The sequence below is a fragment of the Rhodococcus sp. LW-XY12 genome, from assembly GCF_019317345.1.
GTDB classification, from domain to species: domain Bacteria; phylum Actinomycetota; class Actinomycetes; order Mycobacteriales; family Mycobacteriaceae; genus Rhodococcus; species Rhodococcus pyridinivorans.
In genome coordinates this window covers 1,998,213-2,022,852 of sequence record NZ_CP079225.1, presented here as the reverse complement: position 1 = coordinate 2,022,852, position 24,640 = coordinate 1,998,213, and the positions used below count along the sequence as shown (strand labels likewise).

Below are 24,640 nucleotides of genomic sequence, written 5' to 3'. Positions count from 1 at the left end.
TGGCCGACGGATGCGAGGTGGCTGACACGTGTTCCAATGTTACCCACCGTCCGAGTCGGAGCCGGTCCGCGGATCGAGTCCGAATGCGGCCACCGGCCCGATCACGATGATCGCGGGCGGGCGCACGCCCTCGTCGCGGACGCGGTGCGCGACGGTCGACAGATCGGCACTCACCACGCGCTGACTGCGCAGTGTTCCCTCCTGCACGACGACCACCGGGGTGTCTGCGGGACGTCCGCCGGCGATCAGGGCATCGGCGAACCGGTCGATGCGTTCGACAGCCATGAGCAGGACCAGGGTGCCCCGCAACTTCGCGAGCGCGTCCCAGTCGGTGAGCGAGTCGGGATGTCCCGGCGCGACGTGTCCGCTGACGACGACGAACTCGTGGGTGACGCCGCGATGGGTGACGGGGATGCCTGCCGCGGAGGGCACGGAGATCGCGCTGGTGATGCCCGGGACGACGGTGACAGGAATCCCGGCCGCAGTGCAGGCCTCGAGCTCCTCGTAGCCGCGACCGAAGACGTACGGGTCGCCGCCCTTGAGTCGGACGACGAACTTGCCGGCCTTTGCGCGGTCGATGAGGGTCTCGTTGATGACCTGCTGGGCCATGGCCCGTCCGTACGGGAGCTTCGCCGCGTCGATCACCTCGACGTGCGAGTCGAGTTCCGCGAGCAGTTCCTGCGGGGCGAGATGGTCGGCGACGACCACGTCGGCGCGGGTGAGGAGGCGTCGACCGCGCACGGTGATCAGGTCGGGATCGCCCGGTCCTCCGCCCACGAGGGCGACGCCGACCGGCTTCGGCGCGGTCTCGGCGAACTCGGCGACGGCCGCTCCGGCGAGGGCGTCACGGATCGAGGTGCGCACGGCGGCGGACCGGCGGTGGTCGCCACCGGCGAGGACGCCGACGGTCAGGCCCTCGTAGCGGGCCGTGGCGGGGGTGACGGCGCTTCCGTGGCGGGCGTTGTCGGCGCGGACGCAGAAGATCCTGTTGCGTTCGGCTTCGGCGACGACCGCTGCGTTGGTCTCGGGTTCGTCGGTGCAGGCCATGGCGTACCACGCGCCGTCGAGGTCGCCGTCGCGGTAGTCGCGCAGGTCGAGGGAGATGCGGCCCTTCGTCGCCATGCTCTCGACCACGGGGGTCGCGGCCCGGGCGACCACGTGGACGTCGGCACCGGACGCGACGAGCAGACCGAGACGCCGCTGCGCGACGCTGCCTCCTCCGACGATCACGACGCGGCGTCCACGGAGATCGAGTCCGACCAGGTAACTGGTCTCGTCCTCAGCGGCAGCGGACACGGGCATCTCCCCATCTCTCGTGTCGGGGCGAATCCGATCGGACCCACCTTCGGGACACCTGTGGCCCGGGCATCGCCCCGGGCCACAGGTGCAGTGATCGGATCAGACCGCGGCGGCCTCTGCGGGTGCCTCGGCCACGGTGTCGGAGCAGACGTCGAGCTGCAGCGACTTCGTGCTGTGGTCCCATACCTGGCGGAACAGGTCGGGGTTGTCGGACAGCTTCAGACCGAGCGACGGGACCATTTCGCGGAGCTTGGACTGCCAGCCCGCCCACTGCTGCGGGAAGCAGCGCTCGAGGACGTCGAGCATGGCCGGAACGGCCGTCGAGGCACCCGGCGACGCACCGAGCAGACCGGCGATCGAACCGTCACCCGCGTTGACCACGGCGGTACCGAACTCGAGGACACCGCCCGCACCCTTGCGGCGGATGACCTGCACACGCTGGCCGGCGACGATGAGCTCCCAGTCCTCGAGGCGCGCCTCGGGCACGAACTCGGCGAGGGTGCCGATGCGGTCGGCGGGCGACTGCATGAGCTCACCGACGAGGTACTTGACCAGGCCGAGCTCGGTGACGCCGACGCCGAGCATCGACATCAGGTTGCCGGGCTTGACGGACTTGGGCAGGTCCATGACGCCGCCCTGTTTGAGGAACTTGGGCGACCAGCCGGCGTAGGGACCGAAGAGCAGACCCTGCTTGCCGCCGATGACGCGGGTGTCGAGGTGCGGCACCGACATCGGAGGGGCACCGACCGCGGCCTTGCCGTAGACCTTGGCGCTGTGCTGCGCGATGACCTCGGGATTGGTGCAGCGCAGGAAGGCACCGGAGACGGGGAAGCCACCGAAGCCCTTGATCTCCTTGATGCCCGACTTCTGCAGCAGGTGCAGCGCGCCGCCGCCGGCGCCGACGAAGACGAACTTCGCCTGGACCTTGCGCGACTCGCCGGTGCGGCGGTTGCGGACCTTCACGATCCAGCTGCCATCGGACTGCTTGGACACGTCGGTGACGTCGTGGCCGAAGAAGACGGTGCCGCCGGAGGCCGCGACGTGGTTGATGAGCTGCTTGGTGAGGGCACCGAAGTCGATGTCGGTGCCGGTCTGCGTCCAATTCAGGGCAACCGGGTCGGAGAAGTCGCGGCCCTTGCCCATGAGCGGCAGACGCTCGGTGAAGACCTCGGGGCTCTCGGTGTACTCCATGCCCTCGAAGAGGGGATGGCCGGCAAGGGCGTCGTAGCGGGCACGCAGGTACTTCACGTTCTCGGCGCCGTGTACGAAGCTGACGTGCGGAACCGGATTGATGAAGTTCTTGGGGTCGGACAGAATGCCGTTGTCGACGGCGTACGCCCAGAACTGGCGCGAGACCTGGAACTGCTCGTTGACGTTGACGGCCTTCGCGATGTCGACCGAACCGTCCGGCTTCTCAGGAGTGTAGTTGAGCTCACACAGCGCGGAGTGGCCCGTACCGGCGTTGTTCCAGGGGTCGCTGCTCTCGGCGGCCGCGGCGTCGAGGCGCTCGAACGCGGTGATCGACCAGTCGGGCTGCACCTGACGCAACAACGCACCGAGGGTTGCGCTCATGATGCCCGCGCCCACGAGCACTACATCGGTTTTCGCTACTACGTTCTCTGACACTGGGAAATCGACTTCCTTGTCTGGTTCGCACGCGCCGCCGAAGTACGGAGGTACCGTCTCGCGTGGGTGTCCCGTCAACGCGGCGCGCGAATGCGACCGACAGGTTACCCGGGCGTGGTCCGGCGTTTCATTTCACCTCATTGTGTACCCATGAGCGGTGGTCGGCGAACACACCTAGGGTGTGATAGTGACTACTTGGCGTCCTGACGTCCTCGGAGACGGCTACGAACAGCTCGAACTGCCGCTGGGCACCGACCCCGACGGCGAGGGCGAGATCTCGGCGACCCTGGTGCGCTACCAGCCTCCGTCTACCGATCTCCCCGACCGGGCGGTGCTCTACGTCCACGGCTTCACCGATTACTTCTTCCAGCAGCACCTCGCCGAGCACTTCGCGGCGCGCGGTTACCGCTTCTTCGCGCTGGACCTGCGCAAGTGCGGTCGTTCGCGGGCACCCGGGCACACCCCTCACTTCGTCACCGATCTCTCCCACTACGACGCCGAACTCGACGAGGCGCTGCGCGTGGTGCGCGAGGAGGTCGGTGGCGGTGTGCTGCTGGCGGCCCACTCGACGGGCGGGCTCGTCCTGCCGTTGTGGCTCGACCGTCTCCGTCGCCGGCCCGGCGGGGTTGCCGCGGCGGGCATCGTGGGTCTCGTCCTGAACAGTCCGTGGTTCGACCTGCAGGGACCGTCCTACCTGCGCAATGTCGGCACGGCGGCCGTCGACATCGTCGGCCGCCTCCGCCCGCGCGCGCTCATACCGCTGCCGAAGACCGAGGCCTACGGCCGCAGCCTGCAGTGCGACGGCTGGCGCTACGACCTCGACTGGAAGCCGTTGACCGGGTTCCCCGTCCGCTTCGGCTGGTTACGTGCCGTGCGGCGGGGCCAGGCCGTCCTGCACCGCGGGCTCGACATCGGGGTGCCGTCGCTGATCCTGCGGTCCGGTGCCTCGCGCTTCGCTCCGCGGTACGACGCGAGCGTCGACACCGTCGACGCGGTCCTCGACGTCCGCCAGATAGCCCGATGGGCGGGATGCCTCGGCAACCGCACGACGATCGTGCCGATCGACGGTGCCCGTCACGACGTGTTCCTGTCCACACCCGGTCCCCTGGCGGAGGCCTTCCGGGAATTGGACTTGTGGCTGGAATGGTTGGACGGAGCGGACGAGGCGGACACCTCCGGTTCCCGAACCGAGGCCGACGACTCCGACGACTCCGCCACCGTTTCCGTACTGCACCGACTCACGGGAGAGCACGCGTGACCCACTACGACCTCGCGATCATCGGCACAGGATCGGGGAATTCGATCCTCGACGAGCGGTACGACGGGAAGCGCGTCGCTCTCCTCGAAGAAGGCACCTTCGGGGGCACCTGCCTCAACGTGGGCTGCATCCCCACGAAGATGTACGTCTACGCCGCGGAGGTCGCCCACACGGTCCGCACCGCGGCGAAGTACGGCGTCGACGCGTCGATCGACGGAGTGCGGTGGAACGACATCGTCGACCGGGTCTTCGGTCGCATCGATCCCATCGCTGCGGGCGGCGAGCGCTACCGCCGCGAGGACTGCGCGAACGTCACCGTCTACGACGGTCACGCGCGGTTCGTCGGCGAGCGCCGCATCGACACCGGAACCGGTGAGGTGATCACCGCGGACCAGGTGGTCGTCGCGGCCGGTTCGCGGCCCGCGATCCCGCAGGAGGTACTCGATTCCGGTGTGAGATATCACACGAGCGACGGCATCATGCGGTTGCCTAAACTGCCCGAGTCCCTCGTAATCCTCGGGACGGGTTTCATCGCGATGGAGTTCGCCCACGTCTTCTCGGCGCTCGGCACGCGGGTGTCGGTGATCGCGCGGACCGACCGTCTACTGCGGCACCTCGACGCCGACGTCTCCGAGCGGTTCACGGCGCTCGCCGCGGCCAAGTGGGACGTCCACCTCGCCAATCCGGCCCGGGCGTTCCGTCCGGTCGGCGACGGCGTGGAGGTCGAACTCGCCGACGGCACCGTCGTGAGCGGCGACGCCCTGCTCGTCGCGACAGGTCGGCAGCCCAACGGTGACCTGCTCGACGCCGCGGCGGCCGGCATCGAACTCGATGCGAAGGGCCGGATCGTGGTCGACGAGTTCCAGCGCACGTCCGCGGCGGGTGTGTTCGCCCTCGGCGACGTGTCGTCGCCCTACCAGCTCAAGCACGTGGCCAACCACGAGGCGCGGGTCGTCCAGCACAACCTGTTGCACGACGCGTGGAGCGGCGACACCACGGGTCTGCAGCGGACGGACCACCGCTACGTCCCCTCCGCGGTGTTCACCGATCCGCAGATCGCGTCGGTCGGTCTCACCGAGGCCGAGGCCCGGGAGGTGGGATTCGACATCTCCGTCAAGATCCAGGACTACGGCAACGTCGCCTACGGCTGGGCCATGGAGGACACCGAAGGTTTCTGCAAGCTGATCGCCGATCGGTCGACGGGTCTGCTGCTCGGCGCCCACATCATCGGGGCCCAGGCGTCGACGGTCATCCAGCCCCTCATCCAGGCCATGTCGTTCGGTCTGCCCGCGCGGGAGATGGCGACCGGGCAGTACTGGATCCACCCCGCGCTGCCCGAACTCGTCGAGAACGCCCTGCTGGGTCTCTGAACTTCGGGGTCTCCGAGCACCTTCACCAGCGCCGTGTGGCCTGCTGCCCTCTCCGGGCCGCAGGCCACACGCGTCTCACCAGCTTCCGGTGCGCAGCGCGATCGCGGACGCGAAGTCGGTGGGCGCCTCGGCGGGCACGTTGGCGACCCCGGCGAGTTCGACCACCCGGAACTCTCCCGTCACGTAGCGCATCGATGCGTCCGCTTCGGGTCGACGCGAGGCATCGCCCACGACGATCGTGGTGGGCACCTCCGCGGGCGGCGCCGACGCGTCGCGCACCGTGCCGTCACGATCCGCGACCGCGGGATGGCCGCGGTCGGCGACCACCAGGCTCGCGAAGCGTCCGAAGCGTCCTGCGGCGACGGCCCAGGCCAGTTCGGCTCCCGCGCCGCTGCCCGCCAGATGAACCCAGGGCAGGGCGAGGGCGTCCAGTAGGGCGAACACGTCGGCGGGCGCGAGTCCGTCGATCTTCTCGACCACGATCGTCCGCAGGTCGGACGTGTGCAGCCGCTCGCACACGACGTCGTACACACCTGCGTCCTCCCCCACGTCGGGGAAGAGAAGCACCGTGTAACGACTTTCGGGGCCGCCGATCCGAACCTGCACGTCCCCACCGGGCGTGGTCACCGTCCTCGATTCCATGGGCAAACGCTACATGGCCGCAGTCCGTGCTCCGCCTCTTGCCGTATCGACGACGGGCTGGGGAGTGGACATGCGGAGGTTCGGGATCCTGCGTTTCGTCACCGACAGTTCCGTGGTGCAGTTCCTGGGCTTCTTCGCCACCATGCTCCTGATCGTTGCGCTGTCGATGCTCGTCGGGGCAATCCAGCACCGTTGGCGCGCAACGGGTCTGCTGACGGCCGCCGCGTCCGTCGTCGTGATCGGCGGTCTCGCCGCGACCCTCGTCACGTGGACCCGGTCGTGGTCGTCGCTGTGGTCGTGGATCGTCGACGCGTCGCCGACGACGACCCTGGTGGCGCTCCCCCTGCTGGTGGCCGCGGTGTGCGTGGGCGCGACCTGGCAGGTCGCCCGCAACGCGGCACCCCAGGCCGGCCGCCTTCCGAAACAGGTTCGGCCCCGACCCTTTCCGGGTCGGGGCCGAACTCCGTGCTCGCTCAGCGAGCGGAGGTCACGGCAGGGTGAGGATCTCGGCGCCGGTGTCGGTGACGACGATGGTGTGCTCGAACTGCGCGGTCCACTTGCGGTCCTTGGTGACGACCGTCCAGCCGTCGTCCCAGATCTCGTAGTCGGGCGTACCGAGGTTGATCATCGGTTCGATGGTGAACACCATGCCGGGCTCGATGATCGTGTCGATGTCGGGCCGGTCGTAGTGCAGGATCACCAGGCCGTTGTGAAAGGTCTCGCCGATACCATGGCCGGTGAAGTCGCGGACGACGCCGTAGCCGAAGCGGTTGGCGTAGGACTCGATGACCCGGCCGATGACGTTGAGGGCCCGGCCCGGCTTGACCGCCTTGATGCCGCGCATCGTGGCCTCGCGGGTGCGATCGACGAGCAGGCGGACGTCCTCGGAGACGTCGCCGGCCAGGAAGGTGGCGTTGGTGTCGCCGTGGACGCCGTCGATGTAGGCGGTGACGTCGATGTTGACGATGTCGCCGTCCTCGACGACGGTCGAGTCGGGGATGCCATGGCAGATGACCTCGTTGAGCGAGGTGCAGCACGACTTGGTGAAGCCGCGGTAACCGAGGGTCGACGGGTAGGCGCCGTGGTCGCACATGTACTCGTGCGCGACGCGGTCGATCTCGTCGGTGGTCACGCCCGGCGCGACAGCCTTACCGGCCTCGACGAGGGCCTGTGCGGCGATCTTCGACGCGAGTCGCATCTTCTCGATCGTCTCGGGTGTCTGCACCCACGGCTCGTTGCCTTCCTTCGCCGTGGGCTTCCACACGTACTCCGGCCGTTCGATCGATGCGGGCACCTCCCGGACGGGAGTCGGAGTGCCGGGGACGAGCGGAGCGCGGGTAGCCATGACTTCCAGATTAGCCGCCGCGCCCCGCTCCCCTGTCATCCACCGATCGGGCCGTCGTGCGCCGATCAGCCCACAGCGCCCGCCTGGCGCAGCTTGAAGCGCTGGACCTTGCCGCTCGGCGTCTTGGGCAGGTGCGGCACGAAGTGCACCGCGCGCGGGTAGGCGTGGGCGGCGTACTTCTGCTTCACGAGCTTCTGCAGCTCCGCCTCGACCGCGTCGTCGCCCTCGACACCCTCCCGCAGCACCACGAACGCCTCGAGGACCTCCCCCCGCAGTTCGTCCGGCAGACCCACCACGGCGGCCTCGATCACGTCGGGGTGCATCACGAGCACCGACTCGACGTCGAACGGGCCGATGCGGTAACCGGCCATGATGATCACGTCGTCGTCGCGGGACGAGAAGAAGAAGAAACCGTTCTCGTCGACCTTGCCGGCGTCGCCGGTCAGGTACCAGCGGCCGTCCTCGCTGAACCGGTCGGCGGTCTTCTCGGGTGCGTCGACGTAGCCGGTGAACCACACGAGCGGGCTCGCGTGCACGTCGATCGCGACGCGTCCGACCTCACCGGGCTCGGCGATCTCGTCGCTGTCCTCGCGCAGCACCGCGCAGCTCCAGCCCGGCAGCGGCTTGCCCATCGAACGCGCCGGGGTGTCCTCGCGCAGCTCGTCCGCCCACGCGTCGACGACGAACATGCCGTGTTCGGTCTGTCCGTACTGGTCGCGCACCACGACACCGAGGGTCTCCTTCGACCACTCGAGGACGTCCGGGGTCAGCGGCTCACCGGCCGAGGAGGCACGACGCAGCCGCACCGGCGGGTGCTCGGCGGTGTCGGCCTTGAGGCTGCGGTAGACCGTCGGGGCCGCCGCGAAGTTGGTCACCCCGAAGGTGTCGAGGATCTGCCAGGTGAGCGCGGGCGAGAAACCGGCGTGCAGCAGGAGGCTGCGCCGACCGGCCGCGAGCGGTCCGAGTAGCGCGTAGTAGAGCCCGTACGCCCATCCCGGATCGGCCGCGTTCCAGAAGACGTCGTCCTTGCGCACGTCGAGGCCGAACTCCAGGTAGGCGTGGAAGGACGCCAGCGCCTTCACCGGGACGGGAACACCCTTGGGAGTGCCGGTCGTGCCGGAGGTGAACAGCTGGACCAGGCGCCCCTCGGCGCCGACGGCGACGGCCTCGCCACGCGGGTCGTCGGCCGACTGCGCGGCGACCAGCTCGCCGAAGTCGCGGGCCCCACGCCCGGACGCGTCGGCGTCTCCCTCACCGGCCACGACGACCTGCCACGGCACCTCGGCGGGATGATCCGATCCGGCGGCGAGCTTGCCGGCCTGATCACGATCGGCCACGACCACCTTGGTGCCGCTCGCGTCGAGCCGGAAGGCGATCGCCGGCGGGGCGAAGGCGGTGAAGAGCGGCACGTGCACGGCGCCGCGACGCCAGATACCGAGAACCGCGACCACCAGGTCTGCCGACTTGCCCATGAGCGTCGCGACGTGGTCGCCGGGTTCGACACCGAGATCCGCCAGCGCCGCGGCGAAGCGGATCGACCGTTCGCGGAGCTCGCCGTAGGTGAGATCGGTGGAGCTCAGGTCCGCGTCGACGACGGTGAACGCCACCGCGTCGGCGGGATGGTCGTCGCACAGCAGTCGGGCTGCGCAGGCGTCTGCCGTGTCGTACCGCTCGAGCAGTGTCCGCACGCGGCTCGCTGTGTCGCCCATTGTGGTCCTTTCGTCCGTACCGGCCAGGGTGTTCCTGATCTGTGGAGCACACCCGTTCGACGTCTATGATTCGAGTCACACCATGTTCCCCGATACCCCCGGAAAGGGGTGGCGTTCGTGTCGTCCTCCTCGTCGGCGCTGCTGCGTCCCCGTGACGGTGACGCCCTGCGCGGTGAACTCCGCCGCACCGCGGCGCAGGCACAGTTGCCGGTGGTCTTCGCCGGCGAGGTCCAGCAGGGATCGCTGCAGCTCAGCGAATTCTTCGGCACCCGCACCAACAGCCTGGCGGGGGTCGTGGTGCCTCCGCGGGCCGGTCTCGGCGGTCGCGTCCTCGCGGAGTCGCGGGTGGTGACGGTGTCGGACTACGGTCGCTCTGCGTCGATCACGCACCACTTCGACCGTCCCGTTCTGTACGAGGGATTGCGGTCCATCCTCGCCGTGCCGGTACTCGTCGAGGGCAAGGCCCGCGCGGTGTTGTACGGCGCCGCGCGCGAGTGCGCGCCGGTCGGTGATCGGGCGGTGACGGCGTTCGCGCAGGCGGCCGCACGTCTCGCGCACGAGATCGAGGTGCGCGACGAGGTCGATCGGCGACTTGCGATGCTCGAGCGGTCGTCCGGCGACCGCGATCCCGTCGCGACCGCGCAGGTCCGCGAGGTCCACGCCGAGCTGCGGGTGCTCGCGCAGGGTACGACCGATCCGGCGCTGCAGGAGAAGCTCCGCTCGTTGTCCGACCGTCTCGCCGGGGTGCTCGACGGAACGGAACCGGAACCGACGGACGTCGTGCTGTCCCCGCGCGAGACCGACGTGCTGTCCCATGTGGCGCTGGGGTGCAGCAACGCCGAGATCGCCCAGCGCCTGTCGGTCGGTGCCGAGACGGTCAAGAGCTACCTGCGCAGCGCCATGAGCAAGCTCGACGTCCATTCCCGCCACGAGGCCGTCGTCGCCGCGCGAAAATCGGGTCTGCTGCCCTGATATCCGGCCGGTCCCCCATCGGCGGACAGGGTGCGGAAGGGGGCCTGCGGTGGCCGAGACGACCGACTCACCCCAGCTCGTCCGCGTCCTCGGACCGGGTCTGCTCCTGCTGTTCGTCATCGGCGACATCCTGGGCACCGGCATCTACGCTCTCACCGGGGAGGTCGCGAACGAGGTCGGCGGCGTGGTGTGGCTGCCGTTCCTCGTCGCGTTCGCCGTCGCGACGGTGACCGCGTTCAGCTATCTGGAGCTGGTCACGAAGTATCCGCGGGCGGCCGGAGCGGCGCTCTACACGCACAAGGCGTTCGGCGTGCATTTCCTGACCTTCCTCGTGGCCTTCGCCGTGATGTCCTCGGGCATCACCTCTGCCGCCACTGCTGCGCGGGCGTTCGCCGCGAACTTCGCCGAGGCCTTCGGCCTCGACCTGGCCGGCACGGCCGGGATCACCGTGATCGCGCTGGTCTTCGTCCTCGTCCTGGCGGTGATCAACTTCCGCGGGGTCGGCGAGAGCGTGAAGACCAACGTGGTGCTCACGATGGTCGAGTTGGGCGGTCTGCTCATCATCGTCGCGATCGGCATGTGGGCGTTGGGTTTCGGCGGCGGGGACTTCTCGCGTGTGGTCGAGATCGATCCCGGCGACCGGTCCGTCTTCTCCGCGGTGGTCGCAGGGACGGCCCTGGCCTTCTTCGCGATGGTGGGGTTCGAGGATTCGGTGAACATGGCCGAGGAGTGCAAGGAGCCCACCCGGATCTTCCCCCGGATGCTGCTGCTCGGCCTGGGTCTCGCCGCGTTGGTGTACGTGCTCGTTTCGATCACCGCGATCGCGCTCGTCGCGCCCGAGGAGCTCGGGGCGGGCGAGACGCCCTTGCTGCGGGTGGTCGAGGTCGGCGCGCCGGCGTTCCCGGTCGGGATCTTCGCCTTCGTCACGATGTTCGCGGTGGCCAACACCGCGCTGATCAACATGCTGATGGCGAGCCGGCTGGTCTACGGCATCGCCCGCGAGGACGTCCTGCCCGCCGTCCTGGGGCGGGTGCACCCCACGCGCCGCACGCCCTATGTCGCGATCGCGTTCACGACGCTGCTCGCGGTCGGTCTCGTCGTCTTCGTCGGCGGGGTGCCCGAACTCGGGGGGACGACGGCGCTGCTCCTGCTGGGGGTGTTCGCGATCGTCAACGTCGCCGCCCTGGTCCTGCGCCGGGACCACGTGGAGCACCGGCACTTCCGCGCGCCGACGATCCTCCCGGTGCTCGGGGCGGCCAGTTGCCTGTTCCTCGTCCTGCCGTGGGTCGACCGGCCCGTGACCCAGTACCGGACGGCCGGGGTGCTGCTCGGGATCGGTGTGGTGCTGTGGCTGGTGACGCGACTCGCGGGCCGGCGCGACGGTCGGCCCGCGAGTACAACCTGAGCTCAGGCTCCCTCGTCGTATTCCGGCGGCAGGGCGGCGAACATGTCGCGGGTGACCGCGACCGCATTGTCGGAGCTGCCGCCGCGCACGACGAGCGTCGCGAACGCCAGATCACCGCGGTAACCGACGAACCACGAGTGCGACCCGCCCTCGACCTCGGCCTCGCCGGTCTTGCCGTAGACGTCGCCCTGGTCCCGGATGCGGTCGGCGGTACCGCTCGTGATCACCAGGCGCATCATCTCGCGCAGACCCTCCACCATCTCCGGCGTCACCGGCGGCGGCGAACCGCTCACAACGGTCTCGCGACCCGCGATGAGATAGGGCACCGGGGTACGGCCGGCGGCGACCGTCGCCGCGGTGAGCGCCATCCCGAACGGGCTCACGACCACCTTGCCCTGACCGAAGCCGTCCTCGGTCCGTTCGACGAGATCCTCCGCGGGCGGAACCGAACCGGTGAAGGTCGGCATCCCGACCACCTCGTAGTCCACACCGATACCGAACTGCGAAGCGGCGACGGTCAGCGCGTCCGGGGCCATCTCGGAGGCGAGCTTGGCGAAGGAGGTGTTGCAGGATCGGGCGAAAGCGGTAGCGAGAGAGACCGTCCCGAGCTCGAACTCGTTGTAGTTCGGCACGCTGCGCTCACCGATCGTGATGCGGCCCGGGCACGGCACCATCGTGTTCGGGGTCGCGCTCCCCTCGGCGATCGCCGCACCCGAGGTGACGATCTTGAACGTCGAGCCCGGCGGGTACTGGCCGGCCAGCGCGACCGGGCCGTCCCGGTCGGCGGCCTTGTTCTGGGCCACCGCCAGCACCGCACCCGTGGACGCCTCGATCACGACCGTCATCGCCTGCTCGGTGCGGGCATCGACGGCCGCCTGGGCCGCGAGCTGGAGGGGACGGTCGAGACTGACCGAGAACGACGGCACCGGTTGCGGCGGCGTCTCGGTGAGCACCCCGGTGTCCACGCCGTACTGGTTCACCACGACGACGCTCCACCCGGCCGTGCCGTCGACCTCGTCGATGACGGTCTTCTTGATCTGACCCACGAGATCCGGCGCGAAGTTGCGATCGGTCGCGACGAGGTCGGCCTGCTCGGTCACCACGACACCGTCGATCCCGGCGAGACGTGGGGCGACGCGCTCGTAGTCGTCCTCGCGCAGACGCATCACCGAGCGCGGCCCGGAGGAGGCCGTCACCGATTCCGCGATCGCCTGCGCCGTGAGCGAGGAATCGAACTCCGACAACGTCGACGCGAGCTGTCGTGCGGCGTCGGCGACGTCGGTGGTCTGCGCGGCGTCGAAGGCGATGCCGTAGACCGTGCCGGGGACGAGGATGTCGCTGCCTGCGTGCTCGTTGACCCGGGCACGCGGCGCCGGGCTGCTGCGGAGCTGCATGGTCTGCCGTTCGCCGAGCTGCGGGTGCAGCGCGGACTTCGCCCACCGCACGATCCAGTCGTTCCCGCTGCGCCCCATGTTGAGCTCACCGGTGTACTGCCATACCCGTTCCTTCGGCAGGTGCCACTCGTAGCTGTAGCCCACGGTCGCGGAGTCGCCGCTGATCCGGGTGGATGTCGTTGTGGCGATGAGGGATTCGGCTTGAAGCCCGTCCAGGACCTCCTGCATCGCGACGGCCGCGTCGTCGGGGCGGTCGGTGCGATCCGCCGCCGACGCGACGTCCTGCGCGGCGAACGAGTCGAGAAACGCCTGGGCGGCGGCCTCCGGCCCGGCCGGCCGCGGCGTGCACGCGACGGCCAGGCCGAGGAGCACGACGGCCGCCGACCACACAGCGCCGATCCGGAGTGCGCGTGCGTACGGGGATGCCGGGGTGGAACTTCGAGGTCTCATCGCCCGTCATCGTAGGCAGAGCCGACGGGAAATCAGTCGAGCAGCACCGTGGAGAACGTCGCGACCTGACGGAAACCCGCGCGGGCGTAGGCTCCACGAGCCGGGGCGTTGAAGCTGTTGACGTAGAGGCTGGGCAGGCGACCGCTGCGAGCGACCGCGCAGGCCACGGCGGCCGTGCCGATCGTGCCGAGGCCCGAGCCACGATGCGCGGGATCGACCCAGACGCCCTGGATCTGGCCCACCGTGGACGACTGCGAACCCACCTCCGCCTTGAACACGACCTGTCCGTCCTCGAACCGCGCCCAGGCGCGTCCCGCCGCGATCAGGCTCGCGACGCGGCGCCGGTAACCCGCACCGCCGTCGCCGGTGCGCGGGTCGATGCCGACCTCCTCGATGAACATCGAGATCGCGGCGGGCAGATACACATCGAGTTCGTCGGTCCGCACGGGCCGGACCAGCGGGTCGGGGTCCACGAGCGGTTCGCGGTCGAGGACGAGGAGGGGTTGCTCGGCGCGCACCTCGCGGGGAGCGCCCCACGTGGATTCGAGCCGCTCCCACATGGGCAGCGCGTACTCGGCGCGACCGACGATGGACGAACACAACCGCGGCCCGCGACTCGCGCGCTCGGCGAACGCCTGGATGTCGTCCGGACTACCCAGCAGCGGAATGAGGTTCGCGCCGGAGAAGCACAGCGAGGTCTCGGGGCCTCCGCGGCTCCACATCTCGCCGCCGACGGCACGCCCGTCGAGTCCGTACTCCTCGACGCGGCCGGCCACCATGCACGCGGCCACGGGGTCGCGGGAGAGCACCCGGAGCACCGCGGCGGTGTCACGTCCGCCCAACGACCGGACGCCCAGAAGCTTGAGCACTCGCTCACCACCCGTCGAGAAGCCGATACGAGATCAGAGTGCCATGCCGGACGGCGGCGTGGAAACCTGAGTCCTCGAAAGTGAGAGAACGCCGTCCCGTGCGCCCCACCCGTATCAGCCGACCGACACCACGGGGCCGCCGCCCGAGTCGTTGCCGTCCATCTCGTCGGCGATGCGCATCGCTTCCTCGATGAGGGTCTCGACGATCTGCGCCTCGGGCACGGTCTTGATGACCTTGCCCTTGACGAAGATCTGGCCCTTGCCGTTTCCGGAGGCCACACCGAGGTCCGCCTCACGAGCCTCACCGGGTCCGTTGACGACGCAACCCATCACCGCAACCCGCAGCGGCACCTCCATGCCCTCGAGTCCGGCGGTGACCTCGTTGGCGAGGGAGTAGACGTCCACCTGGGCACGCCCGCAGGACGGGCACGAGACGATCTCGAGTTTGCGGGGACGCAGGTTCAGCGACTGCAGGATCTGCGTGCCGACCTTGATCTCCTCGGCGGGCGGCGCCGACAGGGACACGCGGATGGTGTCGCCGATGCCCTCGCTCAGCAGCGCACCGAAGGCGACGGCCGACTTGATGGTGCCCTGGAAGGCGGGGCCGGCCTCGGTCACACCGAGGTGCAGCGGGTAGTCGCACTGCGCGGCGAGCTGCCGGTAGGCCTCGACCATCACGACGGGGTCGTTGTGCTTGACGGAGATCTTGATGTCGCCGAAGCCGTGTTCCTCGAACAGGCTCGCCTCCCACAGGGCGGACTCGACGAGCGCCTCCGGGGTGGCCTTGCCGTACTTGGCGAGGAGCCGGGGGTCGAGGGAGCCGGCGTTGACGCCGATCCGGATGGGGATCCCGGCGTCTCCGGCCGCCTTGGCGACCTCCTTGACGCGACCGTCGAACTCCTTGATGTTGCCGGGATTGACGCGCACGGCCGCGCAACCGGCGTCGATCGCGGCGAAGATGTACCGCGGCTGGAAGTGGATGTCGGCGATTACCGGGATCTTGCTCTTCTTCGCGATGATCGGGAGTGCGTCGGCGTCCTCCTGACGCGGGCACGCGACACGCACGATGTCGCAGCCGGACGCCGTGAGCTCCGCGATCTGCTGGAGGGTGGCGTTCACGTCGTGCGTCTTCGTGGTGGTCATCGACTGCACGGACACCGGATGATCGCTGCCGACGCCGACATTTCCGACCATGAGCTGGCGGGTCTTGCGTCGGGGTGCGAGGACCGCAGGAATTTCGGGCATGCCCAATCCGACGGGGCTGGTCACAGTTCGCCTTCTTTCGTCGCTACTCGGCAAGTCTACCGGCGCAGATCAGAACAGCTTGATGGGGTTGACGATGTCTGCTGTAAGGGTGAGCACCATGTAGGCGCCACCGATGACCACCGCCACATAGGTCAGCGGCAGCAGTTTCATGTAGTCCACGGGAGGGCCGACCGGCAGTCCGCGCAGGCCGCGCAGCCAGTTGCGGGCCTTCTCGTAGATCGCGACGGCCATGTGCCCACCGTCGAGCGGCAGCAGCGGGAGGAGGTTGAACGCACCGAGGAAGAAGTTCAGCTGAGCGAGCAACAACACGAACGACTCCCAGATGCCGCGCTCGGCGAACTGGCCGCCGATGACACTGGCGCCCACGACACTGACCGGGGTGTCGACCGCGCGCTCTCCCCCGGTGACGGCCGTCCACAGGTCGGCGACCTTACTCGGCAGGCTCACGAGGGCCTCGGCCGTACGGACCGCCAGGTAACCGGTGAAGTCGAAGGTCGCGGGGATCGCCGAGAGCGGCGTGTACTCGATGATGCCCGGCTCTCCCCCGACCCCGATCGCACCGACGGTGCGGGAGACGGGTTCGGCGTCGAGCGACTCGCTCTCGTAGACCCAGCGCTGGACCTGCTGGACCGTGACGGGCACGGTGAGGGTCTCGTCACCACGCTCGACGGTGAACGGTACGGTGCCCGACAGGGGCTGCGTGGCCCGGACGAGGTCGCCGAAGGTCTCGACGGACTGCCCGTCCACGGCGACGATCACGTCCCCCGGTTCGATGCCGGCCTGCTCGGCCGGGCCGCGACCCGAGCAGTCGGCCGGGGTGTAGTCGGGCGGCCCGTCCTGGGTCGGCGCGGCACAGCCGACGGTGCCGACCACCGCGCGGTTGTCGGTGTTGGGCAGTCCCGCGCTGGCAGCGAGGCCGTAGATGAGCACGATGCCGAGCAGGAAGTTCATCGCGATGCCACCCGACATCACGACGAGACGCTTCCACGTCTTCTGCTTGTACATCGCGCGCTCGACCTCGTCGGGCGCGAGTTCGTCCAGGGCCGTCATGCCGGCGATGTCGCAGAACCCGCCGGCCGGAACCGCTTTGAGACCGTATTCGGTCTCCCCGCGGCGGAAGGCGAACACACGGGGACCGAACCCGATGTAATAGCGCCGGACCTTCATGCCCAGCTTCTGCGCCGTCCACATGTGGCCGGCCTCGTGCAGGGCGATGGAGACGGCGATGCCGAGGGCGAACACCACCACGCCCAGTACGAACATCATGAGTGGCCGATCCTCCTATACGAGTGTGCGCGCCCGGTCGCGGGCCCAGCCGTCGGCGGCGAGCACGTCGTCCACGGTACTGGGTTCGGCGGACCACTCGTGTGCGTCGTTCAGCACGGCCTCGACGGTCTGCACGATCCGCGGGAACGACAGCGTCCCCGCGAGGAATGCCTCGGCGGCGACCTCGTTGGCCGCGTTGTAGACGGCGGTGAGGCATCCGCCGCCCACGCCCGCTTGGCGCGCGAGCCGCACGGCGGGGAAGACGTCGTCGTCGAGGGGTTCGAACTCCCAGGTGGACGCGGTCGAGAAGTCGAGTGCCGGGGCGGCGTGCGGGACGCGGTGCGGCCAGCCGAGGGCCAGCGCGATCGGCAGCTTCATCGACGGCGGCGATGCCTGGGCAAGGGTCGATCCGTCGACGAAGGTGACCATCGAGTGCACGATCGACTGCGGGTGCACCGTCACGTCGATCCGGTCGTAGTCCACACCGAAGAGCAGGTGGGTCTCGATGAGTTCGAGTCCCTTGTTGACGAGGGTCGCCGAGTTGAGGGTGTTCATCGGCCCCATCGACCAGGTGGGGTGGGCGCCGGCCTGTTCGGGCGTCACCGATTCGAGGCGATCGGCGGTCCAGCCGCGGAACGGACCGCCCGAGGCGGTGAGCACGAGACGCGCCACCTCGTCGCCGCTGCCGCCACGCAGGCACTGCGCCAGCGCGGAGTGCTCCGAGTCGACGGGCACGATCTGGCCCGGCCCCGCCGCCTTCGTGACGAGCGACCCGCCCGCGACCAGCGACTCCTTGTTCGCCAATGCGAGTCGCGCGCCGGTGCCGAGCGCCGCGAGGGTCGGTTCGAGACCGAGGGAGCCGACGAGGGCGTTGAGCACGACGTCCGCGCCGACCTCACGCACGAGTTCGGTGACGGCGGCCGGGCCGCTCCGGACCGGCAGGTCGAGCCGGGCGGCGGCGTCGGGATCGGCCACGGCGACCTCGCGGACGCCGGTCGCGCGGATCTGTTCGGCGAGTAGGTCCGTCTTGCCTCCGCCCGCGGCGAGACCGACGACTTCGAAGTCGTCGGGATTGGCGGCGATCACGTCGAGTGCCTGGGTACCGATGGAACCGGTACTGCCCAGCAGGAGCACCCGGGTGCGGGAAGAAGATCGAGTCTCGGCCACGCGAGCATTGTTCCCCACGCACCTGAACGGTTCCTGAACCGCCCGGCTTCCACCCGTCGGAACGCACCGCACGCATGCCCCGCTTCGTACGACGCGGGGTCGTATGTCACGATAAGCAGCAACAGCAGCATCTGGTGAGCAGGAGGAAACCGTGGCCGGTACCGAGTTGCAGTCCACTCGTGGTGATGTGGCGGCGGAAGTGCCGTCCGCCGAGTGGGGTTGGAGCGGGGAAGCCCCCAGGTTCTTCCGCGTCATGGCCCTGATCGTCGCGGCGTTCCTGCTGCTGATGCTCATCGGCAACCACGAAGGACACGTGGAGAGCCTGTACCTGATCGGCTCGGCGGCCCTGCTCGTGTTCATCGTCGCGCGCGACGCGGTGCGCCGGCGCCGTCTGCGCTAGTTCCACGAACGTTCGGGGCCCGTCCGGAATTCTCCGGACGGGCCCCGTCGTGTATTCGGTGCCGCCTCAGCCTTCGGCGGCGAGCTGCCCGCAGGCTGCCGCGATCTCCTGGCCACGCGTGTCGCGCACGGTGCACGACACGCCCTGGGCCTGCACGCGCCGCACGAACTCACGTTCGACGTCCTTCGGGCTGGCGTCCCACTCGCTGCCCGGTGTGGGGTTCAGTGGGATCAAGTTGACGTGCACGAGCGACCCGAGCGCCTTGTGGAGCTTCTTGCCGAGCATGTCAGCGCGCCACGGCTGGTCGTTGACGTCGCGGATGAGGGCGTACTCGATCGAGACGCGCCGGCCGGTCTTGTCGGCGTAGTATCGCGCCGCCTCGAGAACCTCGGCGACCGACCACCTGTTGTTGACGGGGACGAGGGTGTCGCGCAGTTCGTCGTCCGGGGTGTGCAGCGACACCGCGAGGGTGACGCTCAGACCTTCGTCGGCGAGGCGCCGGATGGCCGGTGCGAGTCCCACGGTGGAGACGGTGACCGAGCGCTGCGACAGGCCGAGCCCTTCGGGGGCAGGTGAGGTGATGCGGCGCACCGCCGCGACCACCCGCTTGTAGTTCGCGAGCGGCTCCCCCATGCCCATGAACACGACGTTCGACAGCCGTCCGGGTCCGCCGGCGACGTCACCGTCGCGCAGCGCCGCAGCAGCCGCGCGCACCTGGTCGACGATCTCCGCCGTGGACAGGTTCCGGTCGAGGCCGCCCTGGCCTGTCGCGCAGAACGGGCACGCCATGCCGCACCCCGCCTGGCTCGAGATGCACAGCGTGGCGCGGTCGGGATAGCGCATGAGGACGCTCTCGAGCAGGGTGCCGTCGTGGGCGCGCCACAACGTCTTGCGGGTCTCGCCTCCGTCGCACGCGATGTGCTTGACAGCGCTGAGCAGAGGCGGGAACAGCGACTCCCCCACCTTGTCGCGGACGGCGGCGGGCAGATCGGTCATCTTCACCGGATCCGCCTCGAGCCGCCCGTAGTACTGGCGGGCGAGCTGGTCGGCGCGAAAGGCCGGAAGCCCCAGTTCGCGCACCGCATCACGACGCTGATCTGCGTCGAGGTCGGCGAGATGGCGCGGCGGAAGACCGCGCTTGGGTGCATCGAAGACCAGGGGCAGGGAAGAAGCCATAATCACCCATTGTCCCATGATCCGGGACGGATGGGTCGCGGTGTCGCTGTGATACTCGCCCCCCATTCCTGTGCCGGTGTCACCGCTCGGTCTCCCTCACGCCGAGTCACCCGGGCGCGGAGGGGGAATACGGGAGCATGGACATCATGACCGGTCTCGTCGCTCCCGAAGTCGCACGCTCGTGGTTGCTCGTTCCGGGCCGCTCCCCCGATCTCTTCGACGCCGCCGCCGACTCGCCCGCCGATGCGGTGGTGCTCGACCTCGAGGATGCCGTACCCGCCGCGGCCAAACCCGCCGCTCGCGACGGCATCGTGGCGTGGCTGCGCGAGGGTGGGAAGGCCTGGGTGCGGGTCAACGACGCCACCACGTCGTTCTGGGCCGACGATCTCGCCGCGCTCGCCGGCCTATCGGGCCTGCAGGGCGTCATGCTCGCGAAGGCGGAGAGCGGTCACCAGGTCGAGGCCACCGCCGACCTGCTGCCGGAGGGCACGCGCATCCTCGTGTTGATCGAGTCGGCGATGGGTCTCGAGGCGGCTCCCGAGATCGCCCGCGCGGAGGGCACCTTCCGCCTGGTCTTCGGCAGCGGCGACTTCCGGCGCGACACCGGCATGAGCGACAGCCCGATGGCGATGGCATACGCGAGATCCCGGTTGGTCATCACCAGCCGCGCCGCGCGCCTGCCGGGACCCATCGACGGACCCACACTCAGCGACGACCCCGAGGTCCTCGAACGTGAGGCCGAGCTGACGTGCTCGATGGGGATGACCGGCAAGTTGTGCATGACCGGCGAACGCGCGTCGTACGTGAACGTGGCTCTGAGCCCGAACAGCACGGACGTGGACTGGGCGGAAGGCATCATCGACAAGCTCGGTGAGGACGGGCGCAACGTCCGCGACGGCAGCGACCTGCCGAACCTCGCGAAGGCGAAGAAGATCACCGAGCTGGCGCGGATGTTCGGTATCGGCCGGTAGCGCTGACCGGTCTCAGCTCAGTTCCAGGCCGCCGATGGGTCTGCGGCGCACGTGCAGCCGGTAGCGGACGGTGAGCGTCGTGCCGGGTGTCTCCCGGATCGCCCGGGTCGCGACGCGGGGTGCGAACTCGATGCCGAGCACCCGCTCGAGGGTCGCGCGGTCCGGGAACTCCCACAGCGTGTCGATGCGGCGCAGATCGAATCCCTGCGCCTCGAAGAACGCCTCGACCGCGGCCGGGTCGTAGTGCGGGAGGTCGTCGCGCATCCAGTCGCCGTAGGGATGGGCGGTGGCGTCGAGGTCGACGACGGCGAGCGCCCCGCCGGGACGCAGCACCCGCATGGCCTCGAGGATTCCGGCGCCGCACCCGGGGCCGAAGAAGTAGGCGGTGCGGGCGTGGACGAGATCGACCGAGGCGTCAGGCAGCGGCATGTTAGCGGCGGAGCCTTCCGTCACGGTGACCGACGGAAGACCTTTCACGCGGGTGCGGGCCGCGGCGACCAGCGGCGGGTGCGGCTCGATTCCGGTCACCGTGCGTGCGTCGGACGCGAACATCGGAAGGTGGAAACCCGAACCGCACCCGACGTCGACGACGTGGCGGCCGATCCAGTCCGCGGCCTCCCGCAGCGCCGCGTACACGGCGCCGCGGGGGTCCTGCGCGCGGTTCTCCTCCTCGTACACCTCGGGCCAGTGCCAGATGTTGGGGCTGGCGATCACACCACTTCCCGACTTCGGCGCACGAAGCTTCGACGGACGCACCATCGGCCGACTACACGAAGGCCGTGAGGATCAGCCAGGTGACGAAGGCCGACGGCAGGATCGAGTCGAGCCGGTCCATGATGCCGCCGTGACCGGGCAGCAAGGTGCCCATGTCCTTGATACCGAGGTCGCGTTTGACCTGCGACTCGATCAGATCTCCGGCCGTCGCCGTGAACACGAGCACCGCACCGAGGATCACACCGACCCACCACGGGCCGTCGAGCAGAAGCATGACCGTGAGGACGCCGACGGCGACGCACGCCACGAGCGACCCGCCGAATCCCTCCCAGGACTTCTTCGGGCTGATCGCCGGCACCATCGGGTGCTTACCGAAGAGCACGCCCGCTGCGTAGCCACCGATGTCCGACGCCACGCACACGAGCATCAGGCAGAACACGCGCTGCGCGCCCTGATCCTCGAGGACCATGAGGGTCGCGAACGACGCCAGCAGCGGCAACCAGGCGGCGACGAAGACCGCGACAGCGGTATCGCGCAGGTAGTTGCGTGGCTGCGCGACGAGACCGTGGTCGAACAGGCGCCACAGCATCGTCACGACGACCGTGCCCGCGAACGCGCCGAGCACACCCGTTGTGCCGTACGGCCACCCGAGCCAGATCATCGCCTGACCACCGGCCAGCAGCGGCAGTCTGGGGACGAGCACGTCGGCTTCACGCAGACGCTTGGTGACCTCCCAGGTCGCGATGCCGATGGCGATCGCGACAACGGCGAGCCACGCCTTCGGGGCGAACAGCAGGATCCCGATGACGAGCGCACCCAGACCCCCGCCGACCGCGAAGGCGGCCGGCAGGTCGCGTCCCGCCCGTGAGGGTTTCTTCACCGGCTCCGACGCAGGGTCGGGGGCCGGTGCCGGGTCTGCAGGGGTGGCACCGGAGTCGGCTCCGGCACCGAGTGGAAGCTGCGGGTCGGAGGACCCGTCGGCTCGACCCACTGTCAGACCTCCATCAGTTCGGCTTCCTTGTGCTTGATCAACTCGTCGATCTGACCGACGTACTTGGCGGTCGTCTTGTCGAGTTCCTTCTCGGCGCGGTTCACATCGTCCTCGCCGGCCTCGCCCTCCTTCTGGATGCGGCCGAGTTCCTCCATCGCCTTGCGGCGGACGTTGCGCACGGCGACCTTGGCGTCCTCGCCCTTGGCCTTTGCCTGCTTGACGAGTTCGCGGCGACGCTCCTCGGTGAGCTGCGGGACCGAGATGCGGATGATGTTGCCGTCGTTGGTGGGATTGACACCGAGATCGGAGTTGCGGATGGCGGTCTCGATCGCGTTCAGCTGCGAGGCCTCGTACGGCTTGACGATGACCATGCGCGCCTCGGGAACATTGATGCTGGCGATCTGCGTGATCGGCGTGGGAGCCCCGTAGTAGTCGACGACGATGCGGTTGAACATGCCCGGGTTCGCGCGACCGGTCCGGATGCCACCCAGATCGTCCCGGGCCACCGTGACGGCCTTCTCCATCTTCTCTTCTGCTTCGAAGAGGGCTTCATCGATCACGGCAGTTCCTCCATGTTCCGTTGTCCGTTCATGACCGTACGAGTGTTCCGATCTTCTCACCGGCGATGGCTCGGGCGATATTGCCCTTGGTCAGCAGATTGAAGACCATGATCGGCATGGCGTTGTCCATGCACAGGCTGAAGGCGGTCGCGTCGGCGACCTTGAGGCCCTGTTCGATGACCTCGCGATGGGTGATCTCCTCGAACAGCACCGCATCCGGGTTCGTGCGGGGATCGTCGGAATAGACACCGTCCACGGCCTTCGCCATGAGGACGACCTCGGCGCCGATCTCGAGTGCGCGCTGCGCGGCGGTGGTGTCGGTGGAGAAGTACGGCATGCCCATGCCGGCACCGAAGATGACCACACGCCCCTTCTCGAGGTGGCGGCGCGCACGCAGCGGCAGGTAGGGCTCGGCGACCTGCCCCATCGTGATGGCGGTCTGGACGCGGGTGTCGATGCCTTCCTTCTCCAGGAAGTCCTGCAGCGCAAGGGAGTTCATGACCGTGCCGAGCATGCCCATGTAGTCGGATCGCGCGCGTTCGAGACCGCGCTGCTGGAGTTCGGCGCCGCGGAAGAAGTTGCCGCCACCGATCACGACCGCGACCTCGGCGCCACCGCGCACGACCTCCGCGATCTGCTGGGCCACCGTCGTCACCACGTCCGGGTCGAGTCCGACCTTGCCGCCGCCGAACATCTCGCCGCCGAGCTTGAGCAGTACCCGGCGGAATCCGGGCCGATCGTGGGCGTGGTCGGACATGACTCTCCTCTGGTTGCGCATGAATCGGCCCTTATCATCCTGCCTCATCCGCTCGCGGGAACCGAGATCGGGCGGATAGACACGCCACACCTGTCACCGCGCAGCACGCGCGGGCGCCTCCGGGCCCCGAGGCGGCGTGGCCCGACACACCTCGACCCCGCCGGTAGCAGCACCGACGGGGTCGTGGAGTGGAAGAACTAGCTGGCGCCGACCTCGAAACGCACGAAGCGGACGACGTTCGCGCCGGCCTCGTCGAGGATCGCCTTGACGGTCTTCTTCGAGTCCGTCACGGACGCCTGCTCGAGCAGGACGACATCCTTGAAGTAGCCGTTGACGCGGCCTTCGACGATCTTCGGCAGAGCCTGCTCCGGCTTGCCCTCGGCCTTGGCGGTCTCCTCGGCGATACGACGCTCGTTGGCGACGATGTCCTCGGGAACCTCGTCACGGGTGACGTACTTGGCCTTCAGAGCGGCGATCTGCATGGCGGCAGCGCGAGCGGCCTCTGCAGCAGCGTCGCCCTCACCGGTGTACTCGACGAGCACGCCGACGGACGGCGGCAGGTCGGAAGCACGCTTGTGCAGGTAGACGGCGGTCTGACCGTCGAAAGCGGCAACGCGACGCAGCTCGAGCTTCTCGCCGATCTTCGCGGACAGCTCCTGGACGAGGGCGTCGACGGTCTTGCCGTCGGCCTCGACGGCCTTGAGCGCCTCGACGTCGTTCGCGCGGGCCTGTGCGGCAGCGGTGACGACCTTGTCGGCGAGAGCCTGGAACTCGTCGTTCTTGGCGACGAAGTCGGTCTCGGAGTTCAGCTCGACGAGAACGCCGTCCTTGGCGACGACGAGGCCTTCGGCGGTGGAGCGCTCGGCGCGCTTGCCCACGTCCTTGGCACCCTTGATGCGCAGCTGCTCGACGGCCTTGTCGAAGTCGCCGTCGTTGTCGGCGAGAGCGTTCTTGCAGTCCAGCATTCCGGAGCCGGTGAGCTCACGGAGACGCTTGACGTCGGCGGCGGTGTAGTTCGCCATGGAAGCGAGCC

The 24,640-nt window shown here is 69.1% G+C and carries 23 protein-coding genes; 6 read left to right on the top strand and 17 right to left on the bottom strand.

What is annotated here, in order from left to right; genetic code table 11:
* Window positions 1–39: 39 nt before the first annotated feature.
* Both cobA and mqo read right to left on the bottom strand, forming a co-directional pair.
* Window positions 40–1,302: a uroporphyrinogen-III C-methyltransferase gene (cobA, locus tag KXC42_RS09535; RefSeq protein WP_219130246.1), complete on the bottom strand. Its 1,263-nt coding sequence runs from the start codon at window positions 1,300–1,302 to the stop codon at window positions 40–42.
* Window positions 1,303–1,398: 96 nt separating this feature from the next.
* On the bottom strand, window positions 1,399–2,925 hold the full coding sequence (gene mqo, locus KXC42_RS09530) for a malate dehydrogenase (quinone) (protein WP_217579878.1): 1,527 nt from the start codon (window positions 2,923–2,925) through the stop codon (window positions 1,399–1,401).
* 187 nt (window positions 2,926–3,112) lie between these two features.
* Between mqo and KXC42_RS09525 the strand changes: the two genes are divergently transcribed.
* Together KXC42_RS09525 and mtr are read left to right on the top strand one after the other, a co-directional pair.
* The gene (locus tag KXC42_RS09525; protein WP_064061050.1) at window positions 3,113–4,183 is read left to right on the top strand and encodes an alpha/beta hydrolase; all 1,071 of its coding nucleotides are present in this window, start codon (window positions 3,113–3,115) and stop codon (window positions 4,181–4,183) included.
* Entirely contained in the window at window positions 4,180–5,553 is a 1,374-nt protein-coding gene (gene mtr / locus KXC42_RS09520) for a mycothione reductase (protein ID WP_006554243.1), read from the top strand. The genes KXC42_RS09525 and mtr overlap by 4 nt, the downstream gene beginning before the upstream one ends.
* A 75-nt stretch (window positions 5,554–5,628) precedes the next feature.
* Here the strand turns inward: mtr and KXC42_RS09515 are convergent, their stop codons facing one another.
* The 4 genes from KXC42_RS09515 to KXC42_RS09500 form a co-directional block, all read right to left on the bottom strand.
* Window positions 5,629–6,195: an alpha/beta fold hydrolase gene (locus KXC42_RS09515; RefSeq protein ID WP_064852543.1), complete on the bottom strand. Its 567-nt coding sequence runs from the start codon at window positions 6,193–6,195 to the stop codon at window positions 5,629–5,631.
* Between the two features lie 9 nt (window positions 6,196–6,204).
* Window positions 6,205–6,588 carry a hypothetical protein gene (locus KXC42_RS09510; RefSeq protein ID WP_219130245.1) on the bottom strand — a complete coding sequence of 128 codons (384 nt, stop codon included), beginning with the start codon at window positions 6,586–6,588 and terminating at the stop codon, window positions 6,205–6,207.
* Window positions 6,589–6,682: 94 nt separating this feature from the next.
* On the bottom strand, window positions 6,683–7,540 hold the full coding sequence (gene map / locus KXC42_RS09505) for a type I methionyl aminopeptidase (RefSeq protein WP_019289132.1): 858 nt from the start codon (window positions 7,538–7,540) through the stop codon (window positions 6,683–6,685).
* Between the two features lie 65 nt (window positions 7,541–7,605).
* Entirely contained in the window at window positions 7,606–9,249 is a 1,644-nt protein-coding gene (locus KXC42_RS09500; RefSeq protein WP_006554248.1) for an AMP-binding protein, read from the bottom strand.
* A 108-nt stretch (window positions 9,250–9,357) separates the two neighbouring features.
* On the opposite strand from KXC42_RS09500, the gene KXC42_RS09495 reads away from it, so the two are divergent.
* Both KXC42_RS09495 and KXC42_RS09490 read left to right on the top strand, forming a co-directional pair.
* A complete protein-coding gene (locus KXC42_RS09495; protein ID WP_006554249.1) occupies window positions 9,358–10,221 on the top strand; it encodes a LuxR C-terminal-related transcriptional regulator in 864 nt (287 codons plus the stop codon).
* Window positions 10,222–10,270: 49 nt separating this feature from the next.
* A complete protein-coding gene (locus KXC42_RS09490) occupies window positions 10,271–11,626 on the top strand; it encodes an APC family permease (protein WP_019289129.1) in 1,356 nt (451 codons plus the stop codon).
* 2 nt (window positions 11,627–11,628) lie between these two features.
* Here the strand turns inward: KXC42_RS09490 and KXC42_RS09485 are convergent, their stop codons facing one another.
* From KXC42_RS09485 to dxr, 5 genes are all read right to left on the bottom strand, one after another.
* A complete protein-coding gene (locus KXC42_RS09485) occupies window positions 11,629–13,470 on the bottom strand; it encodes a penicillin-binding transpeptidase domain-containing protein (protein WP_219130244.1) in 1,842 nt (613 codons plus the stop codon).
* Window positions 13,471–13,502: 32 nt separating this feature from the next.
* A complete protein-coding gene (locus tag KXC42_RS09480) occupies window positions 13,503–14,339 on the bottom strand; it encodes a GNAT family N-acetyltransferase (RefSeq protein WP_006554252.1) in 837 nt (278 codons plus the stop codon).
* 114 nt (window positions 14,340–14,453) lie between these two features.
* Entirely contained in the window at window positions 14,454–15,608 is a 1,155-nt protein-coding gene (gene ispG, locus KXC42_RS09475) for a flavodoxin-dependent (E)-4-hydroxy-3-methylbut-2-enyl-diphosphate synthase (RefSeq protein ID WP_024100645.1), read from the bottom strand.
* A 45-nt stretch (window positions 15,609–15,653) separates the two neighbouring features.
* The gene (locus KXC42_RS09470) at window positions 15,654–16,871 is read right to left on the bottom strand and encodes an RIP metalloprotease (RefSeq protein ID WP_219130243.1); all 1,218 of its coding nucleotides are present in this window, start codon (window positions 16,869–16,871) and stop codon (window positions 15,654–15,656) included.
* A gap of 15 nt (window positions 16,872–16,886) precedes the next feature.
* A complete protein-coding gene (gene dxr, locus KXC42_RS09465) occupies window positions 16,887–18,038 on the bottom strand; it encodes a 1-deoxy-D-xylulose-5-phosphate reductoisomerase (protein ID WP_033096510.1) in 1,152 nt (383 codons plus the stop codon).
* Between the two features lie 151 nt (window positions 18,039–18,189).
* Between dxr and KXC42_RS09460 the strand changes: the two genes are divergently transcribed.
* Window positions 18,190–18,438 (top strand): DUF2631 domain-containing protein, encoded by a 249-nt coding sequence (locus KXC42_RS09460; protein ID WP_006550982.1) that lies wholly within the window; start codon window positions 18,190–18,192, stop codon window positions 18,436–18,438.
* A gap of 66 nt (window positions 18,439–18,504) precedes the next feature.
* Here the strand turns inward: KXC42_RS09460 and rlmN are convergent, their stop codons facing one another.
* Window positions 18,505–19,614 carry a 23S rRNA (adenine(2503)-C(2))-methyltransferase RlmN gene (gene rlmN, locus KXC42_RS09455; protein ID WP_039586972.1) on the bottom strand — a complete coding sequence of 370 codons (1,110 nt, stop codon included), beginning with the start codon at window positions 19,612–19,614 and terminating at the stop codon, window positions 18,505–18,507.
* 137 nt (window positions 19,615–19,751) lie between these two features.
* Between rlmN and KXC42_RS09450 the strand changes: the two genes are divergently transcribed.
* Window positions 19,752–20,585, top strand: a complete 834-nt coding sequence (locus KXC42_RS09450) for a CoA ester lyase (RefSeq protein WP_219130242.1) — start codon at window positions 19,752–19,754, stop codon at window positions 20,583–20,585.
* Between the two features lie 12 nt (window positions 20,586–20,597).
* On the opposite strand, the gene KXC42_RS09445 is transcribed toward KXC42_RS09450, so the two are convergent.
* The 5 genes from KXC42_RS09445 to tsf form a co-directional block, all read right to left on the bottom strand.
* Window positions 20,598–21,344, bottom strand: a complete 747-nt coding sequence (locus KXC42_RS09445) for a class I SAM-dependent methyltransferase (RefSeq protein WP_006550979.1) — start codon at window positions 21,342–21,344, stop codon at window positions 20,598–20,600.
* A gap of 7 nt (window positions 21,345–21,351) precedes the next feature.
* On the bottom strand, window positions 21,352–22,290 hold the full coding sequence (locus KXC42_RS09440; protein WP_006550978.1) for a phosphatidate cytidylyltransferase: 939 nt from the start codon (window positions 22,288–22,290) through the stop codon (window positions 21,352–21,354).
* Window positions 22,291–22,292: 2 nt separating this feature from the next.
* The gene (frr, locus tag KXC42_RS09435) at window positions 22,293–22,850 is read right to left on the bottom strand and encodes a ribosome recycling factor (protein ID WP_006550977.1); all 558 of its coding nucleotides are present in this window, start codon (window positions 22,848–22,850) and stop codon (window positions 22,293–22,295) included.
* Window positions 22,851–22,878: 28 nt separating this feature from the next.
* The gene (pyrH, locus tag KXC42_RS09430; RefSeq protein ID WP_006550976.1) at window positions 22,879–23,607 is read right to left on the bottom strand and encodes a UMP kinase; all 729 of its coding nucleotides are present in this window, start codon (window positions 23,605–23,607) and stop codon (window positions 22,879–22,881) included.
* A 197-nt stretch (window positions 23,608–23,804) separates the two neighbouring features.
* A complete protein-coding gene (tsf, locus tag KXC42_RS09425; protein ID WP_006550975.1) occupies window positions 23,805–24,629 on the bottom strand; it encodes a translation elongation factor Ts in 825 nt (274 codons plus the stop codon).
* Window positions 24,630–24,640 lie beyond the last annotated feature (11 nt).